Annotated in this window: 10 protein-coding genes; 6 read left to right on the forward strand and 4 right to left on the reverse strand. The window is 62.6% G+C overall.

Features of this window, described 5'->3' with window-relative positions; translation table 11 throughout:
• Positions 1–279: 279 nt before the first annotated feature.
• Both ACN19L_RS15905 and ACN19L_RS15910 read left to right on the forward strand, forming a co-directional pair.
• Positions 280–3,024, forward strand: a complete 2,745-nt coding sequence (locus ACN19L_RS15905; protein WP_426490455.1) for a S8 family serine peptidase — start codon at positions 280–282, stop codon at positions 3,022–3,024.
• Positions 3,025–3,175: 151 nt separating this feature from the next.
• A complete protein-coding gene (locus ACN19L_RS15910) occupies positions 3,176–3,772 on the forward strand; it encodes a Uma2 family endonuclease (RefSeq protein ID WP_426490456.1) in 597 nt (198 codons plus the stop codon).
• A gap of 593 nt (positions 3,773–4,365) precedes the next feature.
• On the opposite strand, the gene ACN19L_RS15915 is transcribed toward ACN19L_RS15910, so the two are convergent.
• Entirely contained in the window at positions 4,366–9,924 is a 5,559-nt protein-coding gene (locus tag ACN19L_RS15915; protein ID WP_426490457.1) for an alpha-2-macroglobulin family protein, read from the reverse strand.
• A gap of 108 nt (positions 9,925–10,032) precedes the next feature.
• Here ACN19L_RS15915 and ACN19L_RS15920 point away from each other — a divergent pair, with 108 nt between their 5' ends.
• Both ACN19L_RS15920 and ACN19L_RS15925 read left to right on the forward strand, forming a co-directional pair.
• The gene (locus ACN19L_RS15920; RefSeq protein WP_426490458.1) at positions 10,033–10,467 is read left to right on the forward strand and encodes a hypothetical protein; all 435 of its coding nucleotides are present in this window, start codon (positions 10,033–10,035) and stop codon (positions 10,465–10,467) included.
• A gap of 214 nt (positions 10,468–10,681) precedes the next feature.
• Positions 10,682–11,551 carry a M28 family peptidase gene (locus tag ACN19L_RS15925; protein WP_426490459.1) on the forward strand — a complete coding sequence of 290 codons (870 nt, stop codon included), beginning with the start codon at positions 10,682–10,684 and terminating at the stop codon, positions 11,549–11,551.
• Between the two features lie 83 nt (positions 11,552–11,634).
• Here the strand turns inward: ACN19L_RS15925 and ACN19L_RS15930 are convergent, their stop codons facing one another.
• Complete coding sequence (locus tag ACN19L_RS15930) at positions 11,635–15,996, reverse strand: hypothetical protein (RefSeq protein WP_426490460.1); 4,362 nt, start codon at positions 15,994–15,996, stop codon at positions 11,635–11,637.
• A 431-nt stretch (positions 15,997–16,427) separates the two neighbouring features.
• Between ACN19L_RS15930 and ACN19L_RS15935 the strand changes: the two genes are divergently transcribed.
• Together ACN19L_RS15935 and ACN19L_RS15940 are read left to right on the forward strand one after the other, a co-directional pair.
• Positions 16,428–17,336, forward strand: coding sequence for a LysR substrate-binding domain-containing protein (locus ACN19L_RS15935; RefSeq protein ID WP_426490461.1), 909 nt, complete (start codon positions 16,428–16,430; stop codon positions 17,334–17,336).
• Positions 17,337–17,582: 246 nt separating this feature from the next.
• A complete protein-coding gene (locus ACN19L_RS15940; RefSeq protein ID WP_426490462.1) occupies positions 17,583–18,788 on the forward strand; it encodes a threonine synthase in 1,206 nt (401 codons plus the stop codon).
• A 240-nt stretch (positions 18,789–19,028) separates the two neighbouring features.
• Here ACN19L_RS15940 and ACN19L_RS15945 read toward each other — a convergent pair whose 3' ends face one another.
• Both ACN19L_RS15945 and ACN19L_RS15950 read right to left on the reverse strand, forming a co-directional pair.
• Positions 19,029–20,231, reverse strand: a complete 1,203-nt coding sequence (locus tag ACN19L_RS15945; protein WP_426490463.1) for a tetratricopeptide repeat protein — start codon at positions 20,229–20,231, stop codon at positions 19,029–19,031.
• Between the two features lie 27 nt (positions 20,232–20,258).
• Entirely contained in the window at positions 20,259–21,515 is a 1,257-nt protein-coding gene (locus tag ACN19L_RS15950; RefSeq protein WP_426490464.1) for a tetratricopeptide repeat protein, read from the reverse strand.
• Positions 21,516–21,537: the final 22 nt, after the last annotated feature.

Raw genomic sequence — 21,537 nt, forward strand, 5'->3', positions numbered from 1 at the left:
CGGCTAGGAATAGATGAAATAGGATACGCGTTAGGGTATATGTGTAAACAAACGGGTTATTTATTGTCAATAGTGTAATGAATAAGCTGTTTCGTTGAAAAATAACCAATAGGGCGAAATCCGGCTGAGAGGTGGCACTCGTACATGAAACTGCCGCTGTATTCTACCAGCTACGCTGCCCTATCTCAGACCTGGCCAGTCGAGGAGAAGGCACCCAGCGGGCACAATCAGAAGCGGCAGCTCCACCTTTCTACCCCCTTTCTATTTCCACAGCCCTACATGAAAAACAAGTTCTTACTCACCCTGGTGCTGCTGGGCGCCGGCGTTCGTGCGTCCTTCGCACAAGCTGTTGTCGACCCCGAGCTGCGGACCGCCCTGGCCGCCAACCCGACGGCACAGGTGATTGTCACCTTCAACGGCAACGGTGCGCCGGGGCTTGCCCAGCTGTCCTTGCTGCAGCGTCTGGGTATTTCGCGCGGCATTACGCTGCAGGCCCTGCCGGTAGCCGGCGTTATTGCCACGGCGGCCCAGGTAGATGCGCTGGCGCAGAACCCGGCAGTCCGCTCCCTTTACATCAACAAAAAGCTCGACTATTATAACTTCGACGATACCCACCTGACGGGCGTGAAGCGCCTGCGGGCCGACAAGCAGATGACGGCCCGCAACGGTGGCCTGCCGGTATCGGGCAAGGGCGTGGGGGTACTCATCAACGATAGTGGCGTGGATGGCACCCACGAGGATATCAAGTTTGGCTCCCACCTGGTACAGAATACGCTGGGCTCCACGAACCTGAACTCCCTGAGCACCCTGCTGCCGGTAACGTACATTGAAGGCGTGCCGAACACCGATACCAACTCCGGCCACGGTACGCACTGTGCCGGTACGGTAGGCGGTACCGGGGCCCGCTCCAACGGAAAGTACGAGGGCGTGGCTCCCGGGGCCTCGCTGCTGGGCTACGGCTCGGGTGGGGCGCTGCTGGTGCTCGATGCAATGGGGGGCTTTGATTACGCCCTCACCCATCAGTTTCAGTACAACATCCGCGTCATCAGCAACTCCTTCGGTAGCAGCGGCGACTTCGAGCCCAACAACCCGCTGAACGTGGCCACCAAAAAGTGCTACGACCGGGGCATGGTGGTGGTGTTTGCGGCCGGCAACGAAGGCCCCGGCGCCGACACCCACAACCCCTACGCCATTGCGCCCTGGACTATTTCGGTGGGTGCCGGCGACCGGAACGGGCTGCTGGCCGACTTCTCCTCCCGCGGGGTGCGCGGCGAGCAGGGCACGTTTGTGATGGACGGGGAAACCTGGACGTTCAAGAACGAGCCCGCTATTGTGGCTCCCGGGGTAGATGTGGTGTCTACCCGCGCCATTGCGCCGGTATCGTCGCTGGGTGCCCAGCAGGATATTGAGGTGCTGCAGCCCGGAGAAGTGCCGTTTTACACCCACAGCAGCGGTACTTCCATGGCTACGCCGCACGTGGCTGGTATTGTGGCGCTGCTGCTGGAAGCCCGCCCGAACCTGACGCCCGACCAGGTAAAGGAAATTCTGCAGAAAACTGCTACCAACATGCCCGGCCGCCAGTCGTGGGAAGTAGGCGCAGGGTATGTGAATGCCTACGCCGCCGTGGACCAGGCTTTCCGCTCTGCCACCTATGGCTCCTCCGTGAATGCCAGCCGCCGCTTCAACAGCAGCGTGAATGCGCAAACCACCACGGTGCCTTTCTCCATCAACTTCAACCCCGCCGTTACGGCCGGCAACAGCATGTCGTTCCCGGTTAGTGCCGGTACCAATAGCTTGGAGGTGAAGATTTCGTCGCGGGGTATCCTGGGCGAAACCGGCAACCTCACCAACCTGGTGCTGCTCGACCCCAACGGGGTGCGCTACAGCTCCGGTACGCCCGTTACCTTCACGCTTTCCACCGACCGGAGCGTAGCCGTGGCCTCGCCCATAGCGGGCACGTGGAAGGTGCAGGTAGAAGGCGTACGCGGCGTGGCTGCCCCCGAAACCGTGAGCGGTACTATCTCCCTGCTGACGGCCGCTGGCACCACGAACCTGAACGATGTAACTGGCCACCCGGCTGAGGCCGCTATCAAGCTGGCCGTTACCAACCGCCTGGTGGATGGCCTGAGCAACGGCTTCCGTCCCGATGCCCCGCTTACCCGCATTCAGCTGGCCGACTACCTGCTGATGGGCCAGGGCATCCGTCAGCTGCTGCCCTTCAGTGGGGCCCGTTCCTTCTCCGACGTTTCCTCCGCCGCCGATGTGCTCCTGACGGAATCGGTGGTTGCGAAGGGCGCGGCCCAGCGCGACCGGTTTCATCAGGCGGGTGGTGTTATGCTGCCCACGGCCACCGGCACGTTCTCGCCCAATGCGCAGGTAAACCGCGCGTCGCTGGCGTACTCACTGGTACAGAGCCTGGGCTTCGAGCAGCAGGCCCTGGCCCGCAACAACCAGCCTCTCACGGTGCAGGTAAACGGTCAGGCCATTCCGGTGGATGATGCGGCCAACATTCCGGCTGCTCTCAAAGGCTACGTGAGCGTGGCCCTGGAGCTGAACCTCATCAACGCCTACTACACGCTCAAGCAGGGCCCCTACGACCTGCAGCCCACGCTGCACGCTACCTTCAAGCCCAGCCAGAATGTAACCCGCGCCGACTTTGCCGTTATTGCAACCCGCACCTTCCCGCAATACGACGCCGTGACCCAGCCCACCGCCGCCCGCGGTACGGCTACGGCTACCACTACGGCTACCACGGCTGCTACTCTGCTGGACCGCAGCACCGTGGCGTACCCCAACCCCTTCAGCGGCTCTACTACCATCAGCTACCACCTGGCTCAGCCCGGCCCGGTAAGCGTGGAGGTGTATAACACGCTGGGCGTGAAAGTACGCACTCTGGTAGCCGGTACCGAAGAAGCGGGTCTGCACCAGGTACGTTTCGACGCCGGTAACATGGCTCGGGGCACCTACTTGTTCAAAGTGAAGAGCGGCGCTGCCGTTACCACCCAACGCCTCGTGCTGCAATAAGCACCGGGTAGCATTTCAACCAACAGGCCGGCTCCATTGGGGCCGGCCTGTTGCGTTGATGGGAACAGGGTTTGGATAACAGAAGCGGGGTATACTGGGCCTTTACACGGCCTTGAACCGTACATTCGTTCTGTTCTTTCGCTCTGTCGCTATGGCTGTCATCACCGATATTTCCCAGCTCGACCTCACCAAAACGTACACCTACGCCGACTACCTGACGTGGCGGTTGGAAGGAGCAGTGGAGCTGATCAGAGGCAAAGTGCGCCGGACGAGTCCCGCGCCGCGCGTGCGCCATCAGCAAGTGTCCTTTCGGCTAAACACGCTTATCGGAGCCACCCTGCGCGGTAAAACCTGCCAGGGTTCCGCCGCGCCGTTTGATGTTCGCCTGCTGAAAGCTTCGCCCAACGGCGACGCCCAGATTACCACCGTGGTGCAGCCCGACCTCTGGGTGGTGTGCGACCCGGCCAAGCTCGACGAGTTCGGCTGCGTGGGCGCCCCCGACTGGATTATCGAAATCCTGAGCCCCGGTAACACCGCCCACGACAGCAAAACCAAATTTGACCTCTATGAGGAAAATGGCGTGCTGGAATACTGGATGGTGAATTATGGGCTGAAAAACGTGGTGGTGTACACCCTGCAAAATGACCGATACGAGCTGCAAGGCGAGTTTTACCAGCCCGGCCCAATTCCGGTAGCTACGCTGCCCGGCGTGGAGCTGGAGTGGGCGGAAGTGTTTGAGGGGATATAGCAGTTAGGGGCGAATCAACTCGTGTCGATAGATTGTGCCATTTTCAAAGTACAGGGTAAGCACAGCAGGGCTGCTGCCGAGAAAACTTGGCTCCTGTCCCAATTCATACGTCCAAGCGTCGGTGTCTGCCCCGGTATCTGGTTTTCCTAACAGCGGCAATGTTCGTGGTTTAGTGAGCCCACGCAGAGACCCTGACTCTACAAGATCTTGTATGATGGTATATCGGGTGCTTGGTTGCGCTGCCCACTGCTGAGAAGAGAAAGGCTGTTGAGGGTATGTATAGGCCAGCCCACCAAAACAGGCTATTCCACCGATAAATATTCCTGATGCCAGCAAAATGGCACTAGTGGAAAATCCTATCATTCTGGGCCAGCCAGAAGGCAGGAATCTATGCGAAATTGCGTAGGTGGCCCATACTCCTCCGACAGCAGACAAAGGAAGCCATATCAGTAAAAACGTCATTGAAGATTAGGTAAAAACGAATTGGTACGAATCTGTCATCCTGAGCGCAGCGAAGGACCTTATTATGTCAGAACGACAATCGTTTCAGCATGACAAGGTCCTTCGCTCCGCTCAGGATGACAGGTTGTTGTTTACCGCACCCGCACCGTGCCGCTGCCGGCGTAGCTGTGGTACTCGGCGTTGTACATAGCGTCGGCGCTGATGGGGCCTAGCTTGAAGGTGCCCTTGCTCACGGCGCGGCAGAGGTAGTAGAACGACTTGGGCGCGGGCGTGACGGTGGTGAACAGGTTGATTCGGTCGTCGCGCACGTCGAGGTAGTCGGGTTGGGCGGCGTCGGTGGCCCAGGTGATGTCGCGCACGGCCCCGATGCGTGGGTTTTCGATTTCCAGACCGGCGGGGAGCAGGTCGGTGATGGCCACGTTCTTGACTTCACCGGCCGACTCAGCTGACTGGATGGTGATTTTCACGACTACCAAATCGTTCTGGCGGAAGCTGGGGCTGCCTACGGGCTGGCCGGTACGGTTGAGGAACTGGCGACGCACCTGCAGGTAAGCGTCTTCCTCGCGGATCTGGCCGGTGGGCGAGATGCCCTCGGTTTCCCAGAAGTAGTAGAGGCTGCCCCGGCCGCTGGTGCGCAGGGCCAACTGGCGGTTGGCCACGTTGCTTACCGTGAGGTCCTTGCCCGAGAAGTTGCCGATAGCCTTGCCGTCGGCCAGCAGACTGGCCGTGACGGTGCTGCCGGCGTTTTTGCGGGCCAGCTTGCCCAGCGCTAGCAGCGCGAAGGCGCGTTCCTGGGTGCTGAGCCAGTTGGCCTGCTTCACCTGGCGGCTGAGCTGGCGGGCCAGCACGTTCACCTGGGCGTTGGCGGGGTCGGCGGCGAGCAGGGCGTTGAGCACCAGGGCTTCGTCGCGGATGGGGGAGGAGAAGGCGTCGCCGAGCTGGCGGCCGGCTATGGACTGCACCCCGAAGCGGGTGGGCAGCGCCTCCCGGTAGCTGCGCTGGTTGCCGCTCAGGGCGAAGGCGCAGGCCAGCACCCAGCGCGAATCTTCGGGCAGCAGCTTGCGGTTGGCTTTGTAATAGTTCAGGCCCACGGCATCGGGGCGGCCGGCCAGGGCCAGCACGTACAGCGAGTAGGCAATTTCCTTCTTGGCCAGCGTGACGGGCTGAATCACGCCGCCGGTCTGGATGATGTTGTAGGTCTCGGTTTCGCGCTTGCGGACGCGGGCCTGCAGGTAACGGAGTACTCTATCGAGCACGTTCTTGTTCACATCGAAGCCGGCTTGCTGGGCTTCCAGCAGGAAGTGCGCTGCGTAGGCCGTGGCCCACCAGTTGTCGTAGTCGCCGCCGGGCCAGTAGCTGAGGCTGCCGTTGTACATCTGCTGGGCTTCCACCTTGCGGATGGCTTCCTGCACGTGGTAATTGGGGTTAAACAGGCCAGTTTTACCCGTTTTGCCGGCTTTTTGGCCCAGGGTGGCGGCCAGGTCGCCGTAGTAGAGCTGCGGGAAGGCGGCCGACACGGTTTGCTCCAAGCAGCCGTAGGGGTATTGCAGCAGGTAGCGCAGGTCCTTGGCAAACTCCGTCATGGGCGAGCGGCTCACCACCAGCTGGCTCCGCAGGGAGGAAGGCAGGAAGTCGGTGCGCAGGTTCAGCTGCTGGGCCGCGCCGCCCGCCACCACGCCCGCCCCCGTGCGCTTCTGCAGCGGCGATGCTGGGCGGATGGGTAGCTCGATGGTTTCAGAAGGCCCTCTAGAAGCAGTTTTTGAATCAGGATTATACAGTATCCATGTAACAAATTTTGCTGAGCCTATTCCTCGAGCGAAGACTCGGAATGTGACTTGTCGTTCCACATTCGGCTTAAGAATTAACGCGTCACTTGGTCCAGTGTCACTCCGGGTCCAGCCATACGAACTTGTAATAAACCCTACAAGCTTACTATCTCTGGCTTCATCGACAAGACCGATTGCAACAGCGGCAGTTATAGGCTTGCTCGTCGTATTCGTCAGCGTTACCGGCACGTCAATCGTGTCACCTGGACTCAAAAACCGCGGTAACGCAGTCGAAATAACCACCGGGTCGGCCACTTTCATGGTATGTTCGGCTGAGCCGAAGGCGTCGCCTTTGTAGGCTACGGCCATGATGCGGATGGCCCCGCTGAACTGCGGGATTTGTAGCTTGTAGCGCACTTTGCCGCTGGCATCGGCGGTGAGTACGCCGCTCCATTTGGCGAGCAGGCGCACCCGGCGGTTGGGCACGGGCGTGGTGCGGCGCGAGAGGTCGTAGCCGTCGCCGCCGGTGCTGCTGGTGCCCAGCTCGGGCAGCAGGAAGGGATACACGTCGTAGGCCTGCACTTCCAGGGCGCGCTTCTGGTAGAAGTAGCCGTAGGGGTCGGGCGTGCGGTAGTCCTTCATCTGCAGAATGCCCTCGTCCACCATGGCCAGCGTCACCTGCGCGCCGGGGGCGGTGGTCACTTCAATGGTCTGGGCGGTCTGGGAGCGGCTTTGGGCGGGGGCTTTGATGGCAACTTGCAGGCGCGCGCCGGGCTTTTCCACCGTGAGCGGCACGAAGCCCCGGGCCACGGTGAGCGGCAGGCGGTTGTCCTTGATTTCGCGGATGGCGGTGGCCGTCACGTAGATGTTGGGCACGTGGTTGCCGCGGATGGGCACGTCCACCTTGGCCGATTTCTCGTCGGTAGTCACGTAGAAGTGGTCGAGCACCCGGTCCCGCTCCACCGTCACGAGCACGCGGCCGGGGAAGGGCGTTTTCAGCAGCAGGTGAGCCACGTCGCCGGGCGCGTACTTGGGCTTGTCGGCCTCAATGGTCACCTCGCCCTCGTTATTCACCTCAAAGGAGTTGCTCTGGGTGTCGCCGTAGCCGTAGGCGTACACGCGTCGGGCCACGTAGGTGCTGGCCCCGGGCCTGGAAACCCGGATTTCATACTCGCCGGAGTAGGTGGGCGAGAAGCCCAGGTTGGCATCGGAGGTGCTGCTGCCGTACACCGGAATGGTGCGGTTGAGCACCACTTCCTCCCGCTTCTGCGAGTTGTACACGTAGCGGCCGCCCTGTCGCTCAATCACCGTTTCCCAAAGCAGGCGCACGATTTGCACCTGCGCCTGGGCCTGGGTGGGCTTGCCGGCCGGGGTGAGGGCCACCAGCTGCACGGCCAGCGGCTTACCGGTGCTCACCAGATCATCGGCACTCCGGATGCCGAACAGCACCGGCTGGGTCTGCACCTCGAAGGTAGCCAGGCGGTTTACCGGGCGGCCGGTTTCGTCGAATACCGTGGTGAAGGCCGCGCCTTCCAGCGTGCCCAGGTCGGTGTAGTCGGGTACCTGGTAGGTGGCGGTGCCGCGGCCGGCGGCGTCGGTGGTGCCTTCGCGGGTGGTCTTCTCGAACCGGTCGGCAATGGGCGTCGATTCCAGGTCGCCGTAGTTGCCGCGCCGCCGCTCGCCGCTGTTGATGGCAAAGGTGTACTGCTCGTAGCCTTTCGGCTTGAAGGCCTTTTCCTTCAGCGAAAACTCGACTTCAAACTTGCGGTCGGCGGCCGGGGGGCCAAACAGATTCTGGGCCGTAATCAGGGCCGAAACCGACTGGCTGGGCTTCACCACGGCGCGGTCGGCCTTCACCGTCACCTTCATGCGGTCCGGAATAAACTCCTCCACCGAGAGCTGGCGTGAGGTCAGCAGCACGTCGTTGCCGGTGAGGACTTCCAGGGTGTAGAGGCCGGTCATCACGGCCGGGGGCAGGATGAAGCGGGCCTCGAAGGAGCCGGCCGCGTTCAGGGTTTTCTGCAGGCTGGCGTACTCCTTGCCGGTGGGCAGCAGCAGCCGGATTTTCACCGGCAGCCCCTTGGGCGGGGCCTGCCAGGCGTCGGTGCGCAGGACGGTGTTGGTCTGGATGGTGTCGCCGGGGCGGTACAGGTCCCGGTCGCCGTAGAGGAAGGCTTGGTAGCGGGCGGCGTTGGTTTGCAGCCCGCCCACCTCGAAGCGGGAGGTTTCCACGCGGCTGCGGCCCAGGTCGAGGAAGGTGAAGTCGTTGCCCTGCTGGGCCATCACCATACCCAGCTTGAAGCGGCCGTTGGCGGCCGTGCTGTCGAAGCGGGCAACGCCGTCGCCGTTGGAAATGCCGGTGCCCATCACCTGGTTGTTGGTGCTGATGTAGCGCAGCTCCACCCCGGAAAGCGGTTTGGCGTTGCGGATGGAGTTGGCAAACACCAGCGTGCTGCCGGCCTTGCCCTGCTTCACAATCAGCCCGATGTCCGATACGGCCACCAGCTTGCTCACCTGCAGCCATTGCCGCTCGGTGTCCTGCACCTTGATGATGTAGAGCCCCTTCAGCCCGCCCGAAAACTCCAGGTCCTTCAAGTTCAGGTTCAGCAGCCGCAGCCCCTGCGCCTTCGGCAGCCCCGACACGGTGTAGGTGCGCTCGGTGAGCACGTTGCCCAGGTTCTCCACGTCGTAGTACTGAAAGGAACGGTCCACGTACTCGCCGCTTTCATCGGTGCTGCTTTCTTCCTCGCCGTCGTACTCGGGGTAGCCGTACTGGCTGCCGCCGCGCAGCAGCTGCTGAATGTTGTTGGCGTACACCTTGGCAATGGTCACCTTCACCTGGTTTACCTCGTTGATGCGCACGCCTAGGTTGCGCGAGCCCAGCGCGTCGAGGTACATGGCCTTCTCGGCACTGCCGAAGCTGATGGTGGGCCGCTCGTCGGAGAAGCTCACGGTTTGACTCACGCCCTCCCCGAGCATTCCGCCCAGCGCCCCGCGCAGGCCCTGGTTCACGCCAATCTGGTAGGTGCGGCCCACCTCAAAGCCGCCTTTCAGCCGCACGCCGTTTTCCGTTTCCTCCACCTCGTAGGCCACCTGCGGCGACACGGTGAGGTAGCTCTGCAAATCGGTGGCCGTGACGGGCTGGTTGGTGGTGATGAGCACCACCGGGTCGGCATTTTTCAGCGAGCCTTCGATGGTGGTTACCTGCAGGGCCTCGGGGTCGGGCACGGTTACCTGGGTTTCGTACTCGGCGGTGCTGGGCTGGTCGCTGCCCACGGCGTGCAGGCCCTGGGCCAGCGCCACGGTGAGCGGTGTGCCGGGGCGCACCTGCTGGTTGAGGCGCACGCGCACCACCTCGCCGGGCTCCCCGCTCACCTCAAAGGCCACGGGCTGGCCGTCCTGGGTCACGCGCAGCAGGGGCTTCACGTCGGCGGGCTTTACGGTGTAGTTGAAGGGCAGCTCCACGCGCATCTCGGCGGTGCCGGCGGTGCCGGCGGCCCGGCTGGAGCGGCCCCAGAACGCCTGCGGCTCCTGCATTTCCAAGTAGGGCGTGTGGAATTTCTGCCGGTTCTCGGGCAGCTCGGCGTTGCGCTTGCCCTCGGGCAGGGCCGAGCTTTGCAGCGTGGCCGTGAAGTTGGTGCTGGGCTTAAACGGCGTGCTGGGCGAGAAAATCAGCTCCCGGTCCGACGTCCACTTGAACTTGCCGCGCACGGCCGGCTCGAAGCGCACCACCTGCACCGTATCCCAGCGGTCCTGCAACTCGGGCGTCACCACGGCATCGGCAAACTGGAACACGAGGTTCTGGTACGGGTCAATTTCCTCGCCGTTGGGGTCCTGGCCAGCATTGGAACCAGACTTAGAGCAGGCGCACAGCACCGCCAGCAACACCAGCAGCGGCAGGCGGGAAAGTGTTTTCGATAGCATGGAAGGGGAGGAGCTTAAAGGGACGCCGGAAGGTAGTGAGAAACGGCGTTTCTGCTAGGTTTTGTATAGGTTTGAATGGGAATAGTTATTCGGCTCCTACTGTATTAGATGATGGATAAAAAGTACACCGGAAGTGTCGCCGATGTGGACCGGCTTTTACACGAGCTCTTAATAGGCACAAGTGTCGAAAGCTTCGGTGTGTCGCTCACAACGCCGTTTATTGACTTCAGAGATACAAATGCAGATGAAATTATTCATCTGCATTTCGACGCCGATATTGTGTTTTATCCTTCTTCCCGATGCCAACTGACCAAAGAAGAGCTGATGCTGGTCGGGATGAATAGCATTCATTTGAAGCGTGTAGTGAAAGTAAATTGCACAGATTCTTATGATTTAGAGATTCAGCTTGAAGGGGGGACTTGGTTCAAGATATGCGGAGACGCCGATGGTTATGAGCCGTGGCGAATATCGAAAGGACTAGGTAAAGTGTTTATTGAACCATATCTAGGAGGAGGTGGATGCGCTATTTGGGCGGAAGAGTAAATGAAATTCTACACTCCCCTCAAACACCTCCGCCCACTCAATGCCGAACCCCGGCAGCGTGTGCACCGGGCCAAGGCGAGGTATAGGCAAAATAGCTTTATAATCCAGCACCGTATTCATGTCCCGCCCCGTTTTCTATTGGCTATTTGCTGCGTTTTTACTGGTGGCGGGGCTGACTTTCTATGTGCTGCGTCCTGTCCGTTCTTCATCCGTTATGCCCACCACGAAAGCCAACCCCCAGCGCCTCTACGCTGATGTGGAGTTTCTTACTTCCCTGCACCCCGCCCGCAACTACGAAAATCTGGCGTCGCTGAATCAGGCCGCCGATTACATCAAAGCCGAGTTCAGTAAGCTCGGCGGCGAGGTAGTGGAGCAGCCCTTCGAGGCCGATGGCCGCCGCTACCGCAACATCATCCTGCGCCTGGGCCCGGCCGATGCCCCGCGCCTGGTAGTGGGCGCGCACTACGACGTATTCGGTGACCATGCCGGAGCCGACGATAACGCCAGCGCCGTGGCAGGACTGCTGGAAACGGCCCGACTGCTGCACGGCCGCCGGCCCCCGTTGCGCTACTGCGTGGAGCTGGTGGCCTACCCCAACGAGGAACCGCCTTACTTTGCCACCGAAGACATGGGCAGCTACGTGCACGCCAAGTCGCTGCACGAGGCGGGTACGCCGGTGCGGGCCATGCTCTGCTACGAAATGATTGGCTACTTCCGCGACGAGCCCGGCTCACAGCGCTTCCCTAACCAACAACTGGCCGCCCTCTACCCCAGCACCGGCAACTTCATCACCGTAGTAGGGTGCACCGGTCAGGAGCCTCTCACTGAAAAAGTACACAACCTGATGCAAGCCAACGCTGATATCAATGTGCAGCGCATCAACCTGCCCGTTGGTACTGCCCTGGCCAATCTTTCCGACCACCGCAACTACTGGCACTTCGGCTACGAGGCCCTGATGCTCACCGACACGTCCTTTCTGCGCAACGACAACTACCACGAAGCCTCCGACACCATCGATACGCTGGATTTCCGGCGTATGGCCGAAGTGGTGAACGGAGCGTACGCGGCTATTCTGGGCTTGTAAGCGGCTGAATCAGTTTCCTGAAAAATAGCCCGACAACAGGGGCCCGGCGAGCTGTACCCGCCGGGCCTTGGTGGTTGGCAGCCTTACTCCAGCGACGGAAGCGGGTCGGAGGGAAGCTCGGGTTCCTCAGGCTCGTTAGCAATGGGTTGCGGTGCCAGCCGGTCCTTGAAGCGGGCGTACAGCGCATTCATGCCCAGCAGCAGCAGCCCCATCAAAATGAAGACTACCGCCCGGGTGATGGTGCCGCTCTGGCGCATATCGAAGAACAGGAGCCGGGCTAGGCTCAGTGCCATACCGGCCAGGGCCACGTATCGCAAATCCTGCCGGCGCAGCAACAAGCTGCACACGAAGGCGGCCACTACTTCCAGCATCAGCAGCACCGTGAGTACCGAGCGGTCGAAGGACTGCACCAGCAGCAGCGTAAGGGCCCCGAAGGCGGGGTAGAGCAGCAGCGGAATGAGGACGGCTGGCGAGAGGCGGCCCAGCCCGGCCAAGGGGGCCAGTACCGGGGGCCAGTAGGCCGGGCGTCCGGCGTCGGGCTGCAACCGCACGGCCACATAGGCAAACAGCAGCGCCACCGCCCCAAACGACACCAGCCACGGCACCGTGAGCAGCTGGCCGGGAGCCAGGTAGCGCAGCGAAACGTAGCCGCTGCCCAGCACCGCCGCCCCAAAAAACAGTAGCCCGTACTCCTGCACCCGGCGCAGGCGCCAGGGCAGGCGGGCTCCGCCCAGCGTCAGCCCGAACGCCCCAGCCACCCAGAGCAGAGGCAGCCATTCGGTCCGGATTTCATAGCCGATGGTGAAGCTGGCGAACAGCAGCAGTGCCTCGGGCAATAGCGGCTGCAGGTAGCGCCAGGAATGGTAAAGCGGTTCCGATGCGGGCGGCCGCTGCCAGGCCAGCCCCCCGAGTAGCAGCAGCACCGCGCTAGCCGTGAGGCGGCGGTCCGGCAGTCCCGGCAACAGGTTAGTCGGGTTATCCAGCAGCACGTATAAGTGGCCCAACAGCCCCAGCGCAAGTAGTGCGTAGGTGAGGTGGAGCAGGAATCGGTCGGGGGAGCCGGCGCGGCGCAGGGCTTCGGGCGTAGCGTAGTGGCGGTGGGCCCAATGGGCGGCGGTAGCGGCCAGGGCCGCCAGCAACAGCCAGAGCAGCACCGGTAACGCCTCGGCTCGCGGGGCAAAGACCGCCCAGCTGAGCAGCGTAGCCTGTACGCCCAGCAGATACAGCCACGGTGCGCGCACCTGCTGTTCGGCCGCCGGCCACCACGAGGTAAACAGCCCCGTAGCGGCCACCAGCAGCAATGGCGCCAAGTAGCTCAGCACATGCAGCGGCTGAAAAACTGCCGTGGTTGGCAGGGCATGGTTCCATTGCAGCAGTTGGTAGCCAATAGTGGTCAGCACTATGCCCAGCCACAGGCCGGGAACGGCAAACCGGCGGCGCACCAGCAGCAAACCGGTCAACAGGCCCGCCGCTACCCAGCCGGCCCAGGTATGCTCGTACACCAGGCCGCCTGCCGTCAACAGCTGCATGGCTGGCAGCAGCCCCAGCAGCCGCACCCGGTGTTGCGGGTCATCGGAAAGCGGCACGGCATCGAGCACCGGGGCCTGTTGCCAGTGCAGCCAGCGCTGGGCCGCTACCGTGGCCAGGGCCGCCCCCACCAGCAAAGCCGCCCGTTGCAGATCAATAAGCGAATCCAGGCGGCAGATCAGGAAGGGCAGCACGGCGGCTAGGACCATGGTAAACAGCAGCAGCCCCCGGTACAGGCCGGTTTCCCGTTGCCCGGCCAGGGCCAGCGTAAATAGTAGGAGCTCCGCATATAGCAGTGTAACGGTGGCGGGCCAGCTGAGCCCCAGCTCGTGCAGCCCCAGCATACTAACGGCCAGCACCAGCTGCCCCAGCAGCAGGTGCGCCGGCCGGAACCAGCCCAGCTGCCCGCGCCACCAGTACGCCAGCCCGAACAGCAAGCCGGCCGCCGCACTGCCGCCGCCCAACAGAGCCCCCAGCGGTGGTTGAGCTTGTCCAAATACGGCCTGCACAAACAGGCCCGTCGCGCCTAGGTAGAGCAGCAGCGTAAGGCCGCACAAGGTCTGTTGTAGGGAAGTACTGTGAGCGGGAGTCAGCAGCCGTTGCCAGGTTGGGCGCAGCACGGGCAGCATTAGCAGTACGGAGCTGCTGAGGCCGGCCGCAAACAGCAGTAGCAAGCGCCGGTGTAATTCCCCGGCTTCCAGCTCGCGAACCGCGCCGGTACATGCCAGCAGGAAAACGAGGCCACTGAGCAGTGCCGCGCCCAGCAGGGTACGGTAGGCGTTGGCTTCGCGGGCCCACCCACAGGCTCCGGCCAGCAGCAGGGTTTCCAGGTATAGTAGCAGCAAGGTAGTGGGCCAGCTCAAGCCCGCTTCGTGCAGGCCGAGGATGACCACCAGCAGCAAGGCCTGCCCGCACAGCAGATGCAGGGTGCGAAACCAGCCGCCCGTGGCCCGCAGCCACCACGCCACCCCAAACACGGCCCCGGCCGCCGCCAGCGTACCGCTCAGCAGGGCAAACAAGGGCGGCTGCGCAAAGCCAAAAATGGCTTTGGCCAGCAGCGCACCCGCACCCAGATAAAGTGCCCCTACGACCCCGCCGAACGTCTGCTGCATGTCGCGGCTTCGGCTTTCTGTTTCTTCCGTCAGCCAAGGGGCTTGCTGGAGCATCAGGTAGTAGGCCGCGCCCAGTAAACCGGCCAGCAGCAGCAGAAACGCATTGCGGGGCAGCTCGGCCGCAGTGTAGGTGCTGAGCTGCGTCAGGTTAAGCAATACTAACCCTATTCCGGCCAGCAGCGCCCCCACCGAAGCCACCTGAAACACCACTTTCTCCTGCTCCCGTGCCATCACGAAGGCCACTAGCATGGTTTCAAACAGCATAAACAGCAGAATGAGCGTGCCCGAGACGTGCCAGCCCTGCAAAGAAAAAGCGGTAAACAGGGCCAACATCAGGGAAATGATGCTATCCGTACGAAACAGCCACCCGATGCCCAGCTGCCGGGCCCGCCGCGCCACCCAGAACGTGAACAGCGCCCCCAGACCCAGCGGCACGGTTTTCCAGGGCGAGCCGGTGCTGTAGCGGTACAGGTTGATGCCCAGGCAGGTCCAGTTGAGCACGTGGGCCGCAAACAGCAGCGCATCGAAGCGGACGGTGGCGTACACCCGGCGGTACTGCACCACGGCGCCCGCCACTCCTACCAGCAGCACCAGCGCCATGGCGGGCAGCCGCACTGCCACGGGCAGCGCGCCCGTTGTTACCTCGGTAAAGCCCTGGTACCAATACTGGTGAAAGGCAAAAAAGCTCAGAATGCTCAGCAGTAACTGGTATTTCCAGCGTTGCCGGTACGTAATACCAATGCTGAAGACCGTAACGCCGGCCGCCGCCGCTAGCGTGAGCAGGTTATGCGGCAATACGGCCAGAGCCACCAGGCTCAGCACGCCGTGTAAAGTGGCTACGGTTTCCCGGCGGGCATCCCAGGCCAGCCACAGGTTCACGGCTACGCCGGCCAGCAGCAGGTAGCTGAGCGGCGGCCCGGCCCACCGCAACCCTGGTACGCTCACGGCCCCCACGCAGGCAAATAGAAACACCGCCGCCGCGCTGCTCTGCAGCCACACGTGCAGCTTCGCTGCAAACGGCCGGGGCCGCAGGTAGTAGTGCAGCCCCAGCAGCACCGCCGCGAAGCCGGTAATCATACCGAAGCGGGCCGGGGCACTCACCCGCAGGGCCGTGTAAATGCCCAGAAAGCCAATGCCGGTCACGAGGACCACCGCTCCAAGCACACCCGTCCAGTTATCCAGCAGCAGCTGCTCGGTCCGGTCCCACCAGGTAGGGGCGGCGGGCTGGGTGGGTTGCGGGCGGGCGGGTACGGGGCGTAAGGTCGGTACCCGGTCCGGTTGTGAAGCCGGCGCCGGGCCGGCAACCTGCGGGGTAACCGGGGCAACCACTGGCGCATCGGCAATGGGTGATGGGGTAGCGGCAACCGGAGCGGGTGTAACAGCCGCTGCCACCGGAGCCGAAGCTGGTAATGCGGGCGCAGCGGGCGGTACCACCGGGCCTGGTGCTGCAGCCGGCGGAGGTGTGACAATTTTGGGTGGGACAGTTTGTGTTGTCTCGCTTGAAGTTGTCACACTCAGAGCCGCCGCAAGTGGGGCGGTACCAACGGCGGCTACTGGCGGTACTGGTTCCCGCTGCGCATCTGGCGCGGGGGGGGCCTCAATTGGGGCGGCAGCCGTTGGGGCCGCGTCAGTAGCGCGGGGTAGCCGAAGCAGCTGCTGACGTAGCTGCTCCACCGTAATCTGCAGCTCGGCGTGGGCGTCTTCGCGCTGCTGCAGCCGGTCGGTCAGGTCGCGCAGCCGTTTGCTGATGTTCTGATACAGTACGGCCAGTACAATGACCGTCAGCATCAGCAGGGAGGTGCTCATAGGGGAAGTCCGTAAGAGATAAAACACAAAGTGGCCGTGGTCAGACGGCCGATAACAGGGCGGTGGGGGCGCTGAAAAATCCGGCAGCCATCTGCAATCCGCTATAGCTAATGGACTGAAAAGTACCGGAACTACGGCGGATAATCCTAATTAAAATGACAAAATTTTACACGTTGCAATTTGAGCGGTTCAATTGAGTCACTGGCGTGAGTGTAGCGCAGCACACTTCGTAACCAACTCGTGCTCATGCAGAGGAGGCTGTGCACCCACTGCCGCGACGCGAAAAGCCTGTATTGCGCCACTTGGATTAGCCGAGCTGGCGAGTGAGTTGAAAACTCGCGGCAAGCCTTGGCACGAGTTACGGTGCGCTACACTCGCGCCAGCTACTCCGAATCCGCCCAAGAATCAGCTAGGCCCGTACCTTCACGGCTATGCTTTCCCACGCCCACGAAGTCTTTCTGGAAGTTGCCCGGCAGCTGAGCTTCACCAAGGCGGGGCAGACGCTGTTTCTGAGCCAGTCGGCCGTGAGCAAGCGGGTGCGGGCGTTGGAGGAGCACTACAAAACGGGGCTATTCGAGCGGCTCGGCAACGCGGTGCAGCTCACGGCAGCCGGCGAGCTGCTGTACCGTAAGCTGCTGCTGGCCCGGCAGCTGCAGCACGAGCTGGAGCAGGAATTCACCGAGCTGAGCCCGGAGTTTCAGCCCCGCCAGCAGATGATAATCGGGGCCAGCACCACCATTTCGCTCTACGTGATTCCGCCGGTACTCTCGGCCTACCTGGGCCGCTACCCGCACACCCAGCTCACGCTCAAAAACCGCAACTCCGAGAACATCCTCAAGGCGCTGCTGGAGCACGAAATTGACCTGGGCATCATCGAGGGTATCCACAAAGTCAGCCACGTGACCTATACCCCGCTGCTCACTGATGAGGTGGTGGCCGTGTGCTCGGCGCGCAACCCGCTGCACCGCCGCGAGCTGGAAGCCCAGGATTTGCGCCGCACGCCCGTAGCCCTGCGCGAAACCGGCTCTGGCACGCTGGCCGTGCTGGAAGAAGCCCTGCTGGCCCACGGCATCCGCCTCACCGATTTACCGGTGAAAGTGCGCCTGGGTGGTACCGAGGCCCTCAAGAATTTCGTGCGGGTAGATACCTGCCTGGCGTTCCTGCCCCGGCAGTCGGTGATGAAGGAACTGGCCGCCGGCGAGCTGGTGGAAGTACCCGTGCGCGACCTGAACCTGGTGCGCCATTTCGATTTCGTGCAGCGCAAAGGCACCGAAAACAATCTGCCCTACAAAACCTTCGTGCAGTTCGCCCGGCGGTATTACGGCAACGCACAGCAGTAACCTGGCACGTCATTCCGAGCCTGTGAGGAATCCCGCGTGCTGATGCCTAACGGGGGTAGAGACGCAATAGCTGGAGTCTCGTCGTTGCTGATGTTGTTTAGAATGTGCGGTTCTGGGCCGTTCAACGACGAGACTCCAACTATTGCGTCTCTACATCGTTCATCATTCCAAACAGGCATAGGCTATTCCAAGAAGGCGTTTGGTTTAGGCATAGGGCGGCGGGAGCTTTGCGTTGAACCTCCTGCCATGACCACCCTCGAAACCACCACCCATTCCCGTCTGCAGGTGCTGCACTGCGCCGCCTGCCACGCCCCCCACGACGCCTTCGCGCTGCAGCGCGTATCGGCCTGCTGCGGCCAGCCGCTGCTAGCCCGCTACGACCTCACCGCCCCGCTGCCCCCCACCGACGTCATCAACCCCACTGATAACTCCATGTGGCGGTACCGGGCTTTGCTGCCCTTGCTAGATGACGCCAACCTCGTGACGCTGGGCGAAGGTTGGACGCCGCTGCTGCCGCTGCCCCGCCTGGCTGCCCGCCACGGGTTGCGCAGCGTGCTGCTCAAGGATGAAGGCCAGAACCCCACCGGCTCGTTCAAGGCCCGGGGCCTGAGCATGGCGGTATCGAAAGCCAAAGAGCTGGGCGCAACGGGCTGCATTATTCCCACGGCCGGCAACGCGGGCGTGGCGCTGGCCGCCTACTGCGCCCGGGCCGGCCTGCGCTGCGTGGTGGTGATGCCCCGCCACACGCCCACGGCCTTCAAGGAGGAATGCTACTGGTACGGAGCCGAGGTGCACCTCGTGGATGGTCTCATCAACGACTGCGCCGCCCGGGTGCGGGAACTGAATGCCGCCGGCGAGCTACTTGATGTATCTACCCTTAAGGAGCCCTACCGCCTCGAAGGCAAGAAAACTATGGGCTACGAATTGGCCGAACAGCTCAACTGGTCGATGCCCGACGTGCTGCTCTACCCGGCCGGGGGCGGCACCGGTCTTATTGGTATCTGGAAGGCCCTGCGCGAAATGCAGGAGCTGGGCTGGTTGTCGCGCCACGCCAAGCTGCCCCGCATGATAGCCGTGCAGGCCGCCAGCTGCTGCCCATTGGTGGAAACCCGCGCTGGCCGCCAGCCCAACTGCCACGCCTACGTGGGCCAACCCTCCATTGCCAACGGCCTGGCCGTGCCCCGCCCCCTGGGCGAACCACTGATGCTGGACGTGCTGGACGAGTCCAACGGCCTGGCTCTGTCCATCACCGATGAGCAGATGCTGGCCGGTATGCGCGAGCTAAGCCACCTGGAAGGTCTGTTCGTGGCCCCCGAGGGCGGCGCACTCTGGAGCGCAGCGCTGCAGCTGCTGCACGCCGGCCAGATCCGGCCGGAAGAGCAGATTCTGCTGCTCAATACCGGCTCGGCGCAGAAGTACCTGGACAACGTGCTGGGCCGGGCAAATGGGTAGCAATGCGAACGGGGTAGAAACGCACTGGTTGAAGTCTCGTCGTTGCTGAGGTTGGGCTGTCTGAACGATGTAGCGACGCGACACTTTGCGTGCCGTCGTTGCCGGGGTTGGGCTATCCGAACGGACCTGATGGCACAGACGATAAGATGCGAAGTGTCGCGTCGCTACAACCGGGCAATGAAGCGGTAGAGACACTTCGACAAGCTCGGCAGAACATTCTTTCTCTCACCAGGTCAAAAACTAACTCCGCAGCCCCATTACCCACACGTACACCAGCGTACCCCCCAGAAACGCCAGGAACAGCGGCCCCTCACCCGGCAGCGCCAGTGCCTGGGAGAGAATAGCCAGTGCTCCTGCGGCTGCTAACCCCCAGCCAAACCATTTCGACTGCTGCCGCCGCTTGGGGTGCCACTGGCGCTGGGTGCCCACCAGCGGAAACAGCAGCCCCAGCCCCACAATACCGGCTGTAGTGAGGGGAGTAATATGCCCGTACCGGCCCGCGCCCAGTAAGGCCAGCGCGCTCAGCAGCAAGGCCAGAAACTGGTTAGAATAGCGCGTATCAGCCTCGCTGAGAGCAAAGCGGCCGTAGCGGTTGAAGCGCAGCAGGGAGTTGAACAGGGGCTCGGCAAACCAGCTCATGTACACCAGCACCAGGTACAGCGGCAGCAGCCCCGGTACCACCCGCGAGAGTAGAAACAGCCCAATAAACAAACCTTGCCGCATACCGGGACTCAGCGTCTGGGTCCAGACCATGAAGCGGTAGAAGCCGTTGTAGAGCCAAAACCGGGCTTTCAGGGCCGAAACCAGGCCTTCGCGGGCGTAGTCGGAGGTGGGGTTGAGGCGCAGGGCTTCGCGAAAGTATCCGGCGGCTTCTTTGGCGCGGCCGCGCTCCAGGGCCACCCAGCCCAGGTCGGCGTGGGTGCCGGCATCCGAGGGGCTGTGGCGCAGGGCTTCGTCGAGGTCGGCGGAGGCTTCGTCGCGGCGGCCGAGGCGGGCCAGGCAGCGGGCCCGCAAACCCAGACAATCCACGTGGGTCGGGTCGGCCTGGAGGCCGGCTTCGGCGGCGCGCAACGCAGCGTGCAGCTGCCCCTGCTGAAACCGTAGCTGGCCCAACACGTGCTGGTAGTCGGCATCCTCAGGATCAAGGGCCAGGGCTTCTTCAATTGCCTGCAGAGCCGCCGGCAACTCGTGCTGGCGCTGCAGGGTGGCACTCAGCACGTAGAAGGCAAAGCTGTTTTCGGGGTCGAGGTGGATAGCCTGCCGGGCTTCGGCCTGAGCCTCGGGCAACCGGGCCAGCTCCATCAACGCCAGAGCCAACAAACAGTGCAGAAAACCGTTGTCGGGGTCGTCGCGCAGCTGGCGGCGGGCTTCCTGCTCGGCCTCCTGAGGGCGCTTGTGCTGCAGGAGCAGCTGTACACGGCCAATATTCGGGATAGAGTTCATGTCAGTTCGGGATGCGCAAAAGAGCCGCTATTCGAGGTAGGAAAAAGCCAGCAGATACAGCCACGTACCCAGATTGAACCAGAGCATAAACGCCCGGTTGCTAAAGCCAAAGTGCAGCTGAAATACCGCCAGCCCTGCTGCCAGCACCAGCAACATAGCACCATACAGATAGCCTGCGCGGCGGCCCCGTACGGTGCCGAGTGTTTGCCTAATTAGCGCTGCTGCCAGCAGGCTAATGGCCACTACTACACCGGCTCCGGCCGTTGTAGCGGGCAGCAGCAGGGCAGCCAGAGTCAGGTAAAATACCACAATGGCCCCGGCTTCCACTGCCATCAGCTGGCGTAGTGAGGGTGGCAGCACGTGGCGGGTAGCCGGCCGCAGCAGCTGCCAGCTCAGGTTCAGCGTCTTAAAGCTGACGATCAGTGCAATAGGGGAGAGAAACAGCAGCACTGCCCCTGCCAGCACTGGTAGCGCATATTGCCGCAGGGTGGTAGCTGCAACGTCTTCCAGCGCAGCATAAAGGATTACCAGGAGCATCAACACAAACGGACCAAACAATAAGAAGCCCGCCCGCTTGTCTTCCACAAACCACGGCCTGGGGGGCTTAGGCTGGGGAGCAAGCCCCGCCTTGGATACCGCTGCCGATACTACGCCTACCCGCGCTTCGTGAGAGGTTGGGTCGAGGGCCAGGGCCTGCAGAAAGTGCGCCTCAGCCCGCCCAAACTGGGCATGCTCCAGGTGGCTGAATCCCAGGTTAATGTGCGTGGGCGCGAACAAAGGAGCCTCGCGCAGTGCCTGTCGGTACGCCGGCTGCCAATCAGCTTCGCCACCCAACCGTGACAGAGCCCGCGCCCGGAGGTTGAGGCACTGCACATGCTGCGGGCGCAGGCGCAGACCTTGGTTGGCGGCGGTTAAAGCAGCTTCCACCCGGCCTTCGGCAAAGGCTACGGAGCCCTGAATAAAATGGTAGTCAGGCACGGTGGGCCGCAGCTGCAGGGCCGTGGCAATGTGCAGGGCCGCTGGCGGCAACTGCCCACTCTGCAGGCAGGCGAGGCTGAGCACGTAAAAGGCGAAGTCGTTCTGCGCGTCCAGGGCCACGGCCCGCTCGGCGAGCGGCTGGCTTTCGGCCGGCTTATTTTGGCGAATCAGGCTAAGCCCCAGCAGCGCCTGCAGCTGGCTGGACGCCGGAAACCAGGCCAGCTGCCGACGCGCTTCTGCTTCGGCCAGATCGGGGCGCAGCTGACGGAGCAAAACCTGAACCCGGCGCGGTTGAGGGGTATCCATAGAACACGTGATAGACTAGGAA

It is taken from the genome of Hymenobacter sp. 102 (genome assembly GCF_049949205.1).
Lineage (GTDB): Bacteria > Bacteroidota > Bacteroidia > Cytophagales > Hymenobacteraceae > Hymenobacter.

Excerpts from the sequence above, each read along its gene's own strand:
- ACN19L_RS15905 (WP_426490455.1), top strand. The coding sequence starts at position 280 with ATGAAAAACAAGTTCTTACTCACCCTGGTGCTGCTGGGCGCCGGCGTT.
- ACN19L_RS15910 (WP_426490456.1), top strand. The coding sequence starts at position 3,176 with ATGGCTGTCATCACCGATATTTCCCAGCTCGACCTCACCAAAACGTAC.
- ACN19L_RS15915 (WP_426490457.1), bottom strand. The coding sequence starts at position 9,924 with ATGCTATCGAAAACACTTTCCCGCCTGCCGCTGCTGGTGTTGCTGGCG.
- ACN19L_RS15920 (WP_426490458.1), top strand. The coding sequence starts at position 10,033 with ATGATGGATAAAAAGTACACCGGAAGTGTCGCCGATGTGGACCGGCTT.
- ACN19L_RS15925 (WP_426490459.1), top strand. The coding sequence starts at position 10,682 with ATGCCCACCACGAAAGCCAACCCCCAGCGCCTCTACGCTGATGTGGAG.
- ACN19L_RS15930 (WP_426490460.1), bottom strand. The coding sequence starts at position 15,996 with ATGAGCACCTCCCTGCTGATGCTGACGGTCATTGTACTGGCCGTACTG.
- ACN19L_RS15935 (WP_426490461.1), top strand. The coding sequence starts at position 16,428 with ATGCTTTCCCACGCCCACGAAGTCTTTCTGGAAGTTGCCCGGCAGCTG.
- ACN19L_RS15940 (WP_426490462.1), top strand. The coding sequence starts at position 17,583 with ATGACCACCCTCGAAACCACCACCCATTCCCGTCTGCAGGTGCTGCAC.
- ACN19L_RS15945 (WP_426490463.1), bottom strand. The coding sequence starts at position 20,231 with ATGAACTCTATCCCGAATATTGGCCGTGTACAGCTGCTCCTGCAGCAC.
- ACN19L_RS15950 (WP_426490464.1), bottom strand. The coding sequence starts at position 21,515 with ATGGATACCCCTCAACCGCGCCGGGTTCAGGTTTTGCTCCGTCAGCTG.